This window comes from Pseudogemmobacter blasticus, assembly GCF_003071405.1.
Lineage (GTDB): Bacteria > Pseudomonadota > Alphaproteobacteria > Rhodobacterales > Rhodobacteraceae > Pseudogemmobacter > Pseudogemmobacter blasticus.
In genome coordinates this window covers 1,204,811-1,217,830 of the sequence record NZ_CP020470.1, presented here as the reverse complement: position 1 = coordinate 1,217,830, position 13,020 = coordinate 1,204,811, and the positions used below count along the sequence as shown (strand labels likewise).

The following is a 13,020-nucleotide window of genomic DNA, read 5'->3' as shown; positions in this document are numbered from 1 at the left end:
CCCCCGCACCCCTGCGCGGGGCAGTTTTCCCCATGAGGCAGTGATGACCCGCCGTTCCGCCCTTGTTGCCGTTCTTGCCCTTGCCGCCTGCGCCCCCGCCGTGCCGGATTCCGGCGTCGGGTTCCAGGATTACAACAGCTATGTCCGCAATGCCGGCCCCGCCACGGGCGGCGGCAGCACCGCCAGCGCCCCGGCCGGCGGGTTCAACCCCTCGGCCGCCGCGGCGGCCATCGACCGGGCCGATGGCCGCGCCCCCGCAGCGGCAGCGCCGGCCCCGGTGGCCGTCTCGGGCGACCGTCCGCGCGGCAATGCCCCGGCCGGGATCAAGGAAGAATCCGGCGAGATGATCCACGCCGGCATCTCGGACGAGAACGACTTCAAGGCCGTTTCCGCGCGCGAGACCATCGAAAGCGACAAGGAACGCATCGCGCGCAACCGCTCGCAATATGTGGTCGTGCAGCCGAAAGACCTGCCGGCGCGGCCCGGCGACACCGGCCCGAACATCGTGGCCTTCGCGCTGGCAACCACCCACAACCCCGGCACGCAGATGTATTCCCGCAGCGGCCTGCGCGGCAACAGCGCCTCGGCCTGCGCAAGATATGCCTCGCCCGACAAGGCCCAGCAGGAATTCCTGGCCAAGGGCGGCCCCGAGAAGGACCGCGCCGGGCTTGATCCCGATGGCGACGGTTTCGCCTGCGACTGGGATCCGCGCCCCTTCCGCACCGCCTTGCAGTGACCGGCTTCCCCTCGCCGAATTTCGGGGATCGGCGGGGCGGTCTGCGCCCGTCGCTGGTGGTGATCCATTACACGGCCATGGCAAGCTGCGCCGAATCGCGCGCCCGGCTGTGCGACCCCACGGCCGAGGTGTCGGCGCATTGGCTGATTGATCGCGACGGCACCGCCGAGCAACTGGTGGACGAAGCCGCCCGCGCCTGGCACGCCGGCGCCGGTGCATGGGCGGGCCTGGCGGATGTGAATTCGCGTTCGATCGGCATCGAATTGCAGAACACCGGCGCCGAACCCTTTGCCGAACCGCAAATGGCCGCGCTGGAGCGGCTGCTGGCCGACCTCCTGCGCCGCTGGTCGATCCCGCCGCAGCGGGTGATCGGACACAGCGACATGGCCCCCGACCGCAAGGCCGACCCCGGCCCCCGGTTCGACTGGCGGCGGCTGGCCCTGCAGGGCCTGTCGGTCTGGGCGCAGGCGGGTGCAAGCGGCGATCCGGCCCGCTTCACCGCCGACCTGCGCCGCTTCGGCTACCCCGAGGCCGCGCCCGATGTGCTGCTGCACGCCTTCCGCCTGCGCTTCCGCCCCTGGGCGCGCGGGCCGCTGGACAGCACCGACGCCGCCCTTGCCGCCGATCTGGCCGCGCGCTTCCCGGTTGATGCCCCGCTTGACGGGCCGCCCGCATCCGCCTAAGCCGCACCTCGCGCGGATGGCTGGATGACCGCGGGCGGCAACGTTCGAGGAAAGTCCGGACTCCATGAAGCAAGGGCGCCGGGTAACCCCCGGCGGGGGCAACCCCAGGGAAAGCGCCACAGAGAACGAGACCGCCCCAGGTTCGCCCGGGGCAAGGGTGAAACGGTGGGGTAAGAGCCCACCGCGGGACGGGCAACCGGACCGGCATGGCAAGCCCCGCCCGGAGCAATGCCGAATAGGGGCCTCGCGCGGGGCAGGTCGGGAAACCGATACCGCCGCAGGGACGCTTCAGCCCGAGAGGCCCGGGTTGGCAGCTTGACCGCCGCGGCAACGCGAGCGGCAGAGGAATGGTCATCCAGGGCGGCAACGCCTGGACAGAATCCGGCTTACAGGCCATCCGCGCAATTCTGCCGCCAAAGGGGGGCGCTGCCCCCCTCTTCGCTGCCGCGAAGAGCCCCCCGGGGTATTTGCGCCAACTGGAAGACCCCGGCTTCCTCTTGGCCCAAATACCTTCTGGGGGTGCGGGGGGTGAAGCGCCCCCGCCGCCGACACCCGCGCGCGGTCGATTTCCCGCCGTAGGCTGCTCTTTCGCTGTTGACTCCGGCAGGCGCGCGCGTAAAAGGCGGGCTTCAAGGATTTCGCGGGGGAACACCGGTTTTCCCGGCACAGGAGACACGACAATGGCGAAGCCGACGACGATCAAGATCCGTCTGAACTCGACGGCGGGCACCGGGCACTTCTATGTGACCAAGAAGAATGCCCGCACCATGACCGAAAAGATGGTCGTGAAGAAGTATGACCCCGTCAAGCGGGAGCATGTCGAATACAAGGAAGGCAAGATCAAGTAAGATCGCCTTCCCTACGATGTCAAAAGGCCGCCCTGTCTGGGCGGCCTTTTGCATTGCGGAGCTTCGCGCCTGCTGGCGAAGATAAAGGATCGTGTTTCCGCAGCTTTCGGGTCGAGGCATTTGCCCTGTCGACCTAGGTTCCTTGTATCGATGGCACAGGGAATTGCGATGCTTCTGAAAGACAAGGTTTTCATCATAACGGGCGCCTCAAGCGGGATCGGGGCGGCCGCCGCCGGACTGTTCGCAAGGAACGGTGCAGCGGTCGTCCTCGGGGCACGGCGCGAGCGTGAACTTGCCGCCGTTGCGGCCGCCATCACCGCCAGCGGTGGCAGGGCGGCGATACTGGCCGGGGATGTCACTGACCCCGGTTATGCAGAGGCGCTGGTCGAGCAGGCCCAATCGCGGTTTGGAGGGCTGGATGGTGCATTCAACAATGCCGGACGTCTAGGCAGCGGCCGGATGGTTGCGGATACCCCGCCCGAGGAATGGGCCGACGTCCTAGCGACCAACCTGACCTCGGCTTGTCTTGCCGCGCGGGCGCAGCTTCCGGCGCTGGTCGCGCGCGGGGGCGGATCATTGATCTTCACCGGATCTTTCATTGGACATACCGCAACCCTGCCGGGGATGGGCAGCTACGCGGCATCGAAGGCAGGGCTGGTCGGGCTGGTGCAGGCGATTGCTGTGGAATACGGCGTAAGAGGCATCCGTGCCAACGCGCTTTTGCCCGGTGGAACCATGACGGCCATGGCTGGAGAGGCGGCCACGAATCCGGGCGCAGCTTCGTTCATCGCCAATCTTCATGCGCTCAAGCGGATTGCCCGCCCGGAAGAGATTGCAAATGCCGCCCTGTTCCTTGCTTCAGGGTTGGCGAGTTTTGTGACCGGAACGGCGATGCTGGCAGACGGTGGCAATTCCATCTCCAAGGTTTGATCCGAGCACGGGTTCAACGAAAAAGGGCCGGGAAAACCCCGGCCCTTCGTCAGTCTTGCGTCCCGCTTATTCGCGGTTGCCCAGGAATTGCAGCAGGAACATGAACAGGTTCAGGAAGTCGAGGTAGAGGTTCAGCGCCCCCATGATGGCCGATTTGCCAAGCCATTCCTGATCCATCGCCTGCGCGTGTTGCAGGTAGTCGGTCTTGATGCGCTGGGTGTCAAACGCGGTCAGACCCGCGAAGATCAGCACGCCGATGACCGAGATCGCGAAGGCCAGCGCGCCCGAGGCCAGGAACAGGTTCACGATCGAGGCCACGATCAGGCCGACCAGACCCATGATCAGGAAGGTGCCGAAGGCCGACAGGTCACGCTTGGTGGTATAGCCGTAAAGGCTGAGCGCGGCGAAGGCGATGGCGGTGATCAGGAAGGTCTGCGCGATCGAGGCGCCGGTGAAGGCCTTGAAGATCCAGGCCAGCGACAGGCCCATGACAGCGGCATAGACATAGAAGAACAGTTGCGCGCCGGCATAGGACAGGCGGTTGATCACCGCGCCAAAGGCGAAAACCATCGCCAGCGGCGCGAACATCACGATCCAGCCCAGGATGTTGGGGCGCAGCGTCATCGGGTCGCGCAGGATCGAGAACAGCGCATCCGACGTGCCAACGGCCCAGGCAACGCCACCCGTCACCAGCATCGCCACGGACATCAGCCCGTAGACCTTGTTCATGTGGGCGCGAAGCCCCTCGTCAAGCCGCGCGCGGGCGCCGATGCCTACGCTGCTGACCGTTTCATATTGTGCCATATGAAGCCTCCGATGTTGTCCCTAAGGGCAACGCCGGGGAAACCGGCGCACCTCATGCACGGAATATCGGAAGACGGGGGGCGGATTTCAAGAATTTACGTCCGAAAAAAGCCGCCGGCCCGCCCGGTTTCCGGTCAGCGCTGCCAATGGTCCGGGGCGTTCCACACCGCGCGCGCGGCCTCGGTGGCGGCGGCTTCGGCGCTGAGACCGATGTCGCGCAGCATCCGTGCGTCCAGCAGGGCCAGACGGTCGCGCTGGCGCTGCAGGTCCATCCGCCGCAGGGCAGCGGCAACGAACCCCTTGAAAGTCGGCCGCGCGGCGGGCTGCACGCGGGGCAGGCTGATCGCGGTGACATGGGCGGACATGGTCGTTCCTTTCATCGAAACAAGTGATCGGCCGGTGCCGGATCATCATCTTGCCTGATCTATATCGCCAATATATTCATTAGTGAAACGAATGATTGTGACGCGAAGAATCAGGATCTGTGATATGCCGCGCAACCTTGACCTGTCTGCCCTGCGCTCTTTCGTGACCGTCGCCGATGTCGGCGGTGTGACACGGGCCGCCGGGTTCCTGAACCTGACGCAATCGGCGGTGTCGATGCAGATCAAGCGGCTGGAGGATTCGCTGGGCCAGACCCTGTTCCTGCGCGCCGCCCGCAAGCTGGCCCTGTCCAGCGAAGGCGAGCAGCTTCTGTCCTATGGCCGCCGGATGCTGGCCCTGAATGACGAGGTGTTGTCGCGGTTCGGGGCCGGCGGGCACGAAGGCGAACTGCGGCTGGGCGTGCCGCATGACATCATCTATCCGGCGATCCCCGGCATCCTGAAGCGGCTGGCGCAGGTTTACCCGCGCGTGCGGGTGAATCTGGTGTCTTCCTTCACGCTGCTGCTGAAGGAAGGCTTCGCGCGCGGCGAATTCGACGCGATGGTGACAACGGAGGAACACCCCGACCGCACCGCCGAGGTGCTGTCGTCGCGCGGGCTGATCTGGGCAGGGGCGCCGGACGGGCTGGTCTGGCAGCGCCGGCCGCTGCGGCTGGGCTTCAAGGATACCTGCATCTTCCGCCCGGCGGCGCAGGCGGCGCTGGATGCGGCGGGCATCCCCTGGGAAATGGCCACCGGCGGCGAAAGCGAACAGGCGGTCGAGGCGACGGTGGCCGCCGATCTGGCCGTGACGGTGCGGATGGAAGGCACGCTGACCGAAGGCATGGCGCCGATCCGGCCCGAGGCCGGCCTGCCGGCGCTGGGCCGCACCTCGATCTGCCTCTATCCCGGCGGCGCCCGGCGGGATGAGGTGTCTGACATGCTGCTGTCCGAGCTGCGCCGCGCCTATTCGGCCTGATCGTCGATCCGCAGCACGATCTTTCCGGTGGCCTTGCGGTCGCGGATCATCGCCAGCCCTTCAGGCAACGCCTCGAAGGGCAGGATCTGGCTGATATGCGGGCGCAGCGCGCCGGCCTGCCAGCGCCCGATCAGCGCGGCAAGGCTGGCCGTCAGCGCCTCGGGGGCAAAGCCAAGATAGCCGCCCCACCAGAAGCCGATCACGCTGACATTGCGCACCAGCAGATGGTTCAGCGCCACCTTCGGCACCTCGCCGCCGGCAAAGCCGATGGCCAGCAGCCGCCCGCCCGGCCGGGTGGCGCGCAGGGCCGCGTCAAAACCGGGGCCGCCCACCGTATCATAGACCACATCCACCCCGCCCAGGGCCCGCAGCGCGGCCTTCAGGTCGGGCTCGCGGCTGTCGATCACCGCCTCGGCCCCCGCCGCGCGGACCAGTGCTGCCTTTTCCGGCCCGCGCACCTGCGCAATGACCCGCGCGCCCAGATCGCGACCCACCTCCACCGCGGTCAGCCCGGCCCCGCCCGCCGCGCCGGTGACGAACAGCGTTTCCCCGGCGCGCAGCCGCGCGGCATGGGTCAGCGCCAGATGCGCGGTGCCATAACCCACCTGAAAGCCCGCGGCGGTGGTCATCGGCATCTCGTCGGGCAGCGCCAGCAGGCGCGCGACCGGCACCACGGCATAATCGGCAAAGGCACCGCCCGCGACATGGGCCGCCACGCGGCTGCCGGGGGCGGGGCCCGCCGTGCCGGAGCCAAGCGCCTCGACCCGGCCGGCCAGTTCAAGGCCGGGGGTGAAGGGCAGGGCGGGCCGGTCCTGATAGCGGCCCTCGGCCATCAGCAGATCGGCGAAGTTCAGCCCCGCCGCACAGACCCGCACCAGCGCCTCGCCCGGCCCGGGCACCGGCCGCGCCCCCTGTTCCAATGTGGCCGGCTGGCCAAGCTCGCGAAGTTTCCAGGCGCGCATGGCGTCTCCTTGGGCGGGTGGTCCGCAGAAGGTGGCGCCGGTGTCGCGGGAAGGCAAGCGTTTGCAAAATGCAAAAATCGTTGCGCATACTGCATTTCAATTCGGGTTTCCCCAAAAAGGCGAGTTCGTATGCAGGCAAGCAATTCAGGGTGTATGGTGATGACAGCAATGAATTGTTATACGATTGTGCAAAAGCACCTGTCCAAATGGATAGGTTTAGAGGTCGTTTACTTCTCCAGAATTGTTTTTCAGAATATCCCGTGATTGGCATGGAATGTGCTTATCAGGTGTAGGGGGGCCCGCGCGGTGCGCCGCGCTAGTAGGAGTTAAGAATGAAGCATCCCGTTGACGCTCATGTCGGTAAACGCATTCGTCATCGTCGTTGGATGGTGGGCATGACCCAACAACAACTTGCGGACAAGGTTGGGATCAAGTTCCAACAGATCCAGAAATATGAAACCGGCATGAACCGGGTCAGCGCCTCGCGGCTGTGGGACATCGCAGATGCCCTTGGCGTGCAGATCGCCTTCTTCTTCGAAGGCATCGCGGGCGAAGACATGCCCAAGACCACGCAGGGCGATTTCATGGCCGACAAGGAAGCACTGGAGCTTGTCCGGTCGTATTACGCGATCCCCGAAGCGCAGCGCCGCCGCCTGTTCGATCTGGCGCGCGTGCTGTCCGACGCGGCCTGAACCACGCGCCGCTTGACCGGCCCCCCGGCGCCGGATAGCGCCGGGGAAAAGCCAGCGGAGCGAATCTGATGAACCTTTCTTTGGATGTGGCGGCCGATCTGAGGGCCACTGCGCATGAACTGGCGGATGCCGCCCGTGCGGCAACGCTTCTGCATTTCCGCCGGGCGGGCCTTTCGGCCGAAACCAAGGAAACCGAACGGTTCGACCCGGTCACCGTGGCCGACCGCCTGTCCGAACAGCGGATGCGCGCCATTCTGGCCCGCCGCCGCCCGCAGGATGGCATCCTGGGCGAAGAATTCGGCCCCGTCGAAGGCACCAGCGGCCTGACCTGGGTGCTGGACCCGATCGACGGCACCCGCGGCTATCTGTCAGGCACCCCGACCTGGGGCGTGCTGATCTCGGTCGCCGATGCGACCGGCCCCATCTATGGCCTCATCGACCAGCCCTATATCGGTGAACGGTTCGAAGGGGGCTTCGGCCAGGCCGCGGTGAACGGGCCCATGGGCCGCGCGGCGCTGAAAACCCGCGCCCCGCGCCCCCTGTCCGAAGCGATCCTGTTTTCCACCTTCCCCGAAGTCGGCACGCCCGAGGAAGGCGCCGCCTTCCGCCGCGTGGCGCCCAAGGCGAAACTCGTCCGTTACGGAACCGATTGCTACGCCTATGCGCTGATCGCGGCCGGGCAGATTGATCTGGTGATCGAAGCCGGCTTGCAGGCCTATGACGTGCAGGCCCCGATTGCCGTGATCGAAGCCGCCGGCGGCATCGTGACCGACTGGCAGGGTCGTCCCTGTCCGCAGGGCGGCCGCGTTCTGGCGGCGGCGAACCGCGACATCCATGCCGAGGCGCTGGCGCTGCTGAACGCGGGCTGATCCGACCGCCGCCCGCGCGGCCATCGTCCGAAAAAGGCTTGAGCGCGCCCGTTCCCCGGCGCTAGGCTGCGGGGGCGGAGCCCGAGTCCTTTGCCCTTTCTGTCGGTCCGCCCGGGTGTTCCACCGAAGGGGCCAAGGGGAACGCCATGCCGGACATCCTGATTCGCAATGCCGCCACCGTGGTGACGATGAACCCCGCGCGGGAGGAAATCGCCGGCGGTGACGTTCTGATCCGCGCCGGCGTTGTGGCAGCGGTGGGGCAGGGGCTGGCCCCGCCCCCCGGCGCCGAGGTGATCGAGGCGGCGGGCTGCGTGGTGACGCCGGGCCTCGTGAACACCCATCACCATTTGTACCAGACGCTGACGCGCGTGGTGCCGGGCGGGCAGGATGCGCTGCTCTTCGGCTGGCTGAAGACGCTGTATCCGATCTGGGCGCGTTTCGGCCCGGATGAGATGTTCACCAGCGCGCAGGTGGGCCTGGCCGAACTGGCGCTGTCGGGCTGCACCCTGACCTCGGACCACCTTTATCTTTACCCCAACGGCGCGCGGCTGGATGACACCATCGCCGCCGCCGCCGAACTGGGCCTGCGCTTTCACCCCACGCGCGGCGCCATGAGCATTGGCGAATCGCAGGGCGGCCTGCCCCCCGACGCGCTGGTCGAGCGTGAGGCGGCGATCCTGAACGACATGATCCGCGTCGTGGACCGCTTTCACGATCCCCGCCCCGGCGCCATGCTGCGGGTGGGGCTGGCCCCCTGTTCGCCCTTCTCGGTCAGCCGCGACCTGATGCGCGACACCGCCCTTCTGGCGCGCGACAAGGGCGTGATGCTGCACACCCATCTGGCCGAGAATGATGAGGATGTCGCCTATTCCCTGGCGCGGTTCGGCTGCCGTCCGGGGCAATATGCCGAAGATCTGGGCTGGGTCGGGGCCGATGTCTGGCACGCCCATTGCGTGAAGCTGGATTGTTCGGAAATTGAACTTTTCTCCCGCAGCCTGACGGGGGTTGCCCATTGCCCATGTTCGAATTGTCGCCTTGGTTCCGGCATCGCGCCGGTGCGGGCCATGCGGGATGCCGGGGTGAAGGTGGGCCTTGGCGTGGATGGCAGCGCATCGAACGATGCCGGCAATCTGGCAGCCGAGATGCGGCAGGCGCTGCTGTTGCAGCGGGTGGCGCGCGGGGCCGATGCCATGGCCGCGCGCGAGGCGCTTGAGATCGCCACGCTGGGCGGTGCCCGCGTGCTGGGGCGCGATGATTGCGGCAGTCTGGCCCCGGGCCAGCGCGCCGATCTGGCGATCTGGGATCTGTCGGGGGTCGAGGCCGCCGGCGCCTGGGATGCGGTGGCCGCGCTGGTGCTGTGCGGCCCGAACCGCGTGCGCGATCTGTTCGTCGAAGGGCGGCAGGTGGTGCGCGGCGGCCAGATCACCACCATCGACCTGCCGCGCGTGATCGAACGGCAGGCCGCGCTGGCCCGCGCCTTGCAGGGCTGAACGCCGGCCGGCTGTCAGCCCCGGCGGGGAAAGCCCACCAGACCGGCGAACAGCAGCAGCACCGCGCCGCCGCCCCAGGCCCAGGCGCCCATGCCCATGACCTGCGACGCCTGTTCGGCCATGTCGGCAAGGTTGTTGGTCGACGGGATCGGCACGCCCAGATCCAGCGCGCCCTGACGGGCCTGCCACAGGGCATAGACCACCAGACCCACCGCCCCGCCCCCGGCGACAACCGCCAGCACCCGCGAGGCCACGCCGACAACGGCCAGCACCAGGAACACCGCCGCCAGAACAAAGGTGGCCAGGAACACAAGCAGCGCCGGGGGCGCATCACCGGCGAAACGCTGCAGGGTCTCGGAATTCGGGTCAAGGTTCTTGACCAGATCCCAGGGCACGAAGCCGGAGCCGGCCTGACCCAGGCTCAGCCAGGGCAGGAACAGGCTGACGACCATGGCAGCGGCAGCAAGCAGGGCGAGGGCACGCATCAGGGTCTCCTCAAGAAGGTGCGGGGCCGGATCAGAGCCGGGCCGGGCCCGACCGTCAACGGGTCATGGCGCCGCGGCGACCGGGGTCAGGCTGTGCTGCCCTGCTCCGGGCCGCTGCGACAGGACAAGAAACCCGCAAAGCCGCAAGAAAGGCAAGGCCACACGGACAGAACGCCTGCGCGCCCCGCGCCCTGTCGGGTTTTCCCGCCTTTCCATTCCGGGGCCGGCAATGGCATCGTCAGCCCCGACCCTGCCGGAGAGACCGATGCGCCTGTTGCCCGCCCTTGCCCTGACCCTGGCCCTTGCCCAGCCTGCCGCCGCGCAAACCGTGTTGTCCGAGGCCAGCGGCAACTGGGCCGGCGCGTCGGGCGACGGGTTCACCTTCTTCGCCCGGCTGACCCAGAACCGCGACATGGCCCGGCTGACGATCTGGGGCGGCGGCCCCGGCAGCCCCGCGCTGCCCGAGGGCGAGCCGCAGTTCGACAACCCCGAAATCGCGCTGGGGGCCTTTGCCACCCGGCAGGATCTGGAGGTTCTGGATCAGGCAGACGGCAGCATCCTGGCCATCGTCACCGAATATGCCGATGAAGAGGGCAGCGGGCGGAACGTCACCAAGCTGCAATTCATCGACAATCAGTTTACGGTGGTCGGTTATGAACATGTCGGCGAACTGGCCGGAACGGCCTTCGCCTGCAATGTCGATCTGCTGCAAATGACGGTCACTGAAGACGGCAAGACGCGAAAGCTGGCACCCCTTGCCTTCGAGGCGCTGAATGCCAGCGGCTGGACCTGGGACTCAGCCTACGATCAGGGCTTCTGTCACCACCACGGGTAAGCTAGAAGGCGGGCAGGGAGCCCCGCCATGGACCACAATTTCGAAGCCCAGCGTCGCGAGACCTTTGACACCTTCCGCCAGTCGAAGGGGGTCAGCCTGCCGAAGACGGCGGTGGTCGAATACGCCTTCTTCATCGAGGAAATGGATGCGTCCTGGCCCGCGCTGGAACGTGCCCTGCGGATCGAGGGATTCCGCACCCGGCGGGTGGATAGTGACACGCTGGTGGCCGCCATCGGCCCGATTCCCGTCACCGCCGAAGAGATCTGGAAGTATGAACGGATCTCCACCTCGATTGCGCTGAAGCACGATTTCTATCCCGACGGCTGGGAACTCGACCTCTGATTCAGGCCGTCCGGTCACGGATTCGGCCGCTTCATTACAGTCCGCTGGCGGATTGTTGCCAATCGTGACTCTGAGCGCTTGCCAGCCTGCCCCGATCCGGGGAATTTCCACCGCGCCGAAAACGGCACGCCGGAACAGGCACCTGGGGACAGAGACCACATGACACTTATCCGCGCCGCATCGCTGCGACTGATGGCTTCGGGCCTTCTTCTTGCCCTGCTGGGGGCCTGCGCCGCACCCGTCACCCGCGACACGCCGCCCGATCCGACGCTGCACATCTCCACCAAGGAAGCCGTGCAGGAAGCCCAGGCCAAGCGCGCCCGTGGCCAGCGCGTCTGGTGCGTGCCCTTCGCCCGCACCGCCAGCGGGATCGAACTGCGCGGCAATGCGGAAACCTGGTGGAACTCGGCCAAGGGCATCTATGAACGCGGTCATGATCCCGATGTCGGCTCGGTCATGGTGTTCTCGGGCACCCGCAAGCTGCCGATGGGCCATGTTGCCGTGGTGTCGGATGTGGTTTCGCCGCGTGAAATCCTGATCGACCATGCCAACTGGCAGCGCAACAAGGTGTCGCTGGCCATGGCGGTGATCGACGTGTCGGAAAAGAACGACTGGAGCCTTGTGCGCGTGGAAAGCCAGCCCGGCACGCTGGGCCGCCCCTATCCGATCAGCGGCTTCATCTACCCCGAACCCGAATCGGAAGGCTGACCCCCCGCCAGCCTAAAGCCGGCGGCCATTGGCCCAGACCGCGCGGATGGCGCGGTCATCGCCCATCATGATCGTGGGGAACAGCGCCTGCCACAGGTCTTCGGCCCGCCGCGTGGCCTGTTCGATGGCCGGCGTCGAGGCCAGGTCCACCACCACCAGATCGGCCTCCATCCCCACGGCGATATTGCCGATCAGGTGATCCGCCCGCAGCGCCCGGGCCGATCCTTGCGTCGCCAGCCACCACAGTTGCGACGGATGCAGCGGCTGATGGCGCAACTGGGCCACCTCATAGGCCGCCGCCATGGTCCGCAGCATGGAAAACGACGATCCGCCCCCGGTGTCGGTGGCCAGCCCCACGCGCAACTGCGTGGCCAGCCCCATGTCGAACAGCCCCGACCCGATGAAGGTGTTTGACGTCGGGCAATGCACCACACTGGCCCCCGCCTCGGCCAGCCGGGCCTTTTCGCGCGCGGTCAGGTGGATGGCATGGCCATAGACCGCCCCTTCCCGCAGCAGACCCTGCGCCTCATAAGTGTCCAGATAGTCACGCGATTGCGGGAACAGCTCTTTCACCCAGGCAATCTCGTCGGGCTGCTCGCTCAGATGCGTCTGCATCAGGCAATCGGGGTATTCGCGCCACAAGGCGCCAAGCGCCTGCAACTGTTCCGGCGTCGATGTGGGCGAGAATCGCGGCGTGATCACATAGGACAGCCGGTCCCGCCCGTGCCATTTCTGCAAAAGCGCCCTGGATTCGTCATAGCCCGCCTGCGCCGTGTCGCGCAGCCCTTCGGGGGCGTTGCGGTCCATGCAGGTCTTGCCGGCGAACAGCCGCAGGCCGCGGCCTTGCGCGGCGGCCATGATCGCCTCCACGCTGGCGGGGTGGATGGTGCAATAGGTGCAGACCGTGGTGGTGCCATTGGCGGTGACCAGATCAAGGTATCGCTCGGCGATCTCGGCCGCATAGGCGGGGTCGGCAAACCGCATCTCTTCGGGAAAGGTATAGCTGTTCAGCCAGTCGATCAGCCGCTTGCCCCAGGAGGCGATGATTGCCGTCTGCGGGTAATGCACATGGGCATCGACAAACCCGGCCGAAATCAGGCTGCGGCCGTAATCCTGCACCCGCGCGGCCGGATGGGCGGCGCGCAGCGCGGCCCCGTCGCCCACCGCGGCAATGCGGCCGTTTTCCACCAGCACGCCCCCCGCCGTGATGTGCCGCGCGGCGCCGGGCCCTTCGACAAAGGGATCGCCCGCGAAGCTCAGCACCTGACCCAGTAGAAGATCGGCCATCGGGGTTC

At 67.1% G+C, this 13,020-nt stretch carries 16 protein-coding genes and 1 other RNA gene; 12 read left to right on the top strand and 5 right to left on the bottom strand.

The window, feature by feature from the left end; all coding sequences use genetic code 11:
- Positions 1–43: 43 nt before the first annotated feature.
- From B6K69_RS05890 to B6K69_RS05870, 5 genes are all read left to right on the top strand, one after another.
- Complete coding sequence (locus B6K69_RS05890; RefSeq protein WP_108643126.1) at positions 44–736, top strand: hypothetical protein; 693 nt, start codon at positions 44–46, stop codon at positions 734–736.
- Positions 733–1,419, top strand: coding sequence for an N-acetylmuramoyl-L-alanine amidase (locus B6K69_RS05885; protein WP_108643125.1), 687 nt, complete (start codon positions 733–735; stop codon positions 1,417–1,419). The genes B6K69_RS05890 and B6K69_RS05885 overlap by 4 nt, the downstream gene beginning before the upstream one ends.
- 12 nt (positions 1,420–1,431) lie before the next feature.
- Positions 1,432–1,824, top strand: an RNA gene (gene rnpB, locus B6K69_RS05880) — RNase P RNA component class A.
- A gap of 275 nt (positions 1,825–2,099) precedes the next feature.
- Positions 2,100–2,267 (top strand): 50S ribosomal protein L33, encoded by a 168-nt coding sequence (gene rpmG, locus B6K69_RS05875; RefSeq protein ID WP_023666545.1) that lies wholly within the window; start codon positions 2,100–2,102, stop codon positions 2,265–2,267.
- Positions 2,268–2,435: 168 nt separating this feature from the next.
- Positions 2,436–3,197: an SDR family oxidoreductase gene (locus B6K69_RS05870; RefSeq protein ID WP_108644799.1), complete on the top strand. Its 762-nt coding sequence runs from the start codon at positions 2,436–2,438 to the stop codon at positions 3,195–3,197.
- Positions 3,198–3,263: 66 nt separating this feature from the next.
- Here B6K69_RS05870 and B6K69_RS05865 read toward each other — a convergent pair whose 3' ends face one another.
- Both B6K69_RS05865 and B6K69_RS05860 read right to left on the bottom strand, forming a co-directional pair.
- Complete coding sequence (locus tag B6K69_RS05865) at positions 3,264–4,001, bottom strand: Bax inhibitor-1/YccA family protein (RefSeq protein ID WP_108643124.1); 738 nt, start codon at positions 3,999–4,001, stop codon at positions 3,264–3,266.
- A gap of 134 nt (positions 4,002–4,135) precedes the next feature.
- Positions 4,136–4,366 carry a YjiS-like domain-containing protein gene (locus B6K69_RS05860; protein ID WP_108644798.1) on the bottom strand — a complete coding sequence of 77 codons (231 nt, stop codon included), beginning with the start codon at positions 4,364–4,366 and terminating at the stop codon, positions 4,136–4,138.
- 124 nt (positions 4,367–4,490) lie between these two features.
- Here B6K69_RS05860 and B6K69_RS05855 point away from each other — a divergent pair, with 124 nt between their 5' ends.
- Positions 4,491–5,342 carry a LysR family transcriptional regulator gene (locus B6K69_RS05855; RefSeq protein WP_108643123.1) on the top strand — a complete coding sequence of 284 codons (852 nt, stop codon included), beginning with the start codon at positions 4,491–4,493 and terminating at the stop codon, positions 5,340–5,342.
- Here B6K69_RS05855 and B6K69_RS05850 read toward each other — a convergent pair.
- Positions 5,330–6,304: an NADPH:quinone oxidoreductase family protein gene (locus tag B6K69_RS05850; protein ID WP_108643122.1), complete on the bottom strand. Its 975-nt coding sequence runs from the start codon at positions 6,302–6,304 to the stop codon at positions 5,330–5,332. The two genes, B6K69_RS05855 and B6K69_RS05850, sit on opposite strands and share 13 nt — an antisense overlap.
- Positions 6,305–6,636: 332 nt before the next feature.
- On the opposite strand from B6K69_RS05850, the gene B6K69_RS05845 reads away from it, so the two are divergent.
- The 3 genes from B6K69_RS05845 (at position 6,637) to B6K69_RS05835 (ending at position 9,355) form a co-directional block, all read left to right on the top strand.
- On the top strand, positions 6,637–6,996 hold the full coding sequence (locus tag B6K69_RS05845) for a helix-turn-helix domain-containing protein (protein WP_107674588.1): 360 nt from the start codon (positions 6,637–6,639) through the stop codon (positions 6,994–6,996).
- 68 nt (positions 6,997–7,064) lie between these two features.
- Positions 7,065–7,865 (top strand): inositol monophosphatase family protein, encoded by an 801-nt coding sequence (locus B6K69_RS05840; protein WP_108643121.1) that lies wholly within the window; start codon positions 7,065–7,067, stop codon positions 7,863–7,865.
- Positions 7,866–8,011: 146 nt separating this feature from the next.
- Positions 8,012–9,355, top strand: coding sequence for an 8-oxoguanine deaminase (locus tag B6K69_RS05835; protein WP_108643120.1), 1,344 nt, complete (start codon positions 8,012–8,014; stop codon positions 9,353–9,355).
- A gap of 14 nt (positions 9,356–9,369) precedes the next feature.
- On the opposite strand, the gene B6K69_RS05830 is transcribed toward B6K69_RS05835, so the two are convergent.
- A complete protein-coding gene (locus tag B6K69_RS05830) occupies positions 9,370–9,840 on the bottom strand; it encodes a hypothetical protein (protein WP_108643119.1) in 471 nt (156 codons plus the stop codon).
- A 265-nt stretch (positions 9,841–10,105) separates the two neighbouring features.
- Between B6K69_RS05830 and B6K69_RS05825 the strand changes: the two genes are divergently transcribed.
- From B6K69_RS05825 to B6K69_RS05815, 3 genes are all read left to right on the top strand, one after another.
- Positions 10,106–10,675, top strand: coding sequence for a hypothetical protein (locus B6K69_RS05825; protein WP_108643118.1), 570 nt, complete (start codon positions 10,106–10,108; stop codon positions 10,673–10,675).
- 27 nt (positions 10,676–10,702) lie between these two features.
- A complete protein-coding gene (locus B6K69_RS05820) occupies positions 10,703–11,017 on the top strand; it encodes a hypothetical protein (RefSeq protein WP_107674583.1) in 315 nt (104 codons plus the stop codon).
- A 159-nt stretch (positions 11,018–11,176) separates the two neighbouring features.
- Positions 11,177–11,725 (top strand): CHAP domain-containing protein, encoded by a 549-nt coding sequence (locus B6K69_RS05815; protein ID WP_107674582.1) that lies wholly within the window; start codon positions 11,177–11,179, stop codon positions 11,723–11,725.
- A 12-nt stretch (positions 11,726–11,737) separates the two neighbouring features.
- Here the strand turns inward: B6K69_RS05815 and guaD are convergent, their stop codons facing one another.
- A complete protein-coding gene (gene guaD / locus B6K69_RS05810; RefSeq protein WP_108643117.1) occupies positions 11,738–13,012 on the bottom strand; it encodes a guanine deaminase in 1,275 nt (424 codons plus the stop codon).
- Between the last annotated feature and the right edge of the window lie 8 nt (positions 13,013–13,020).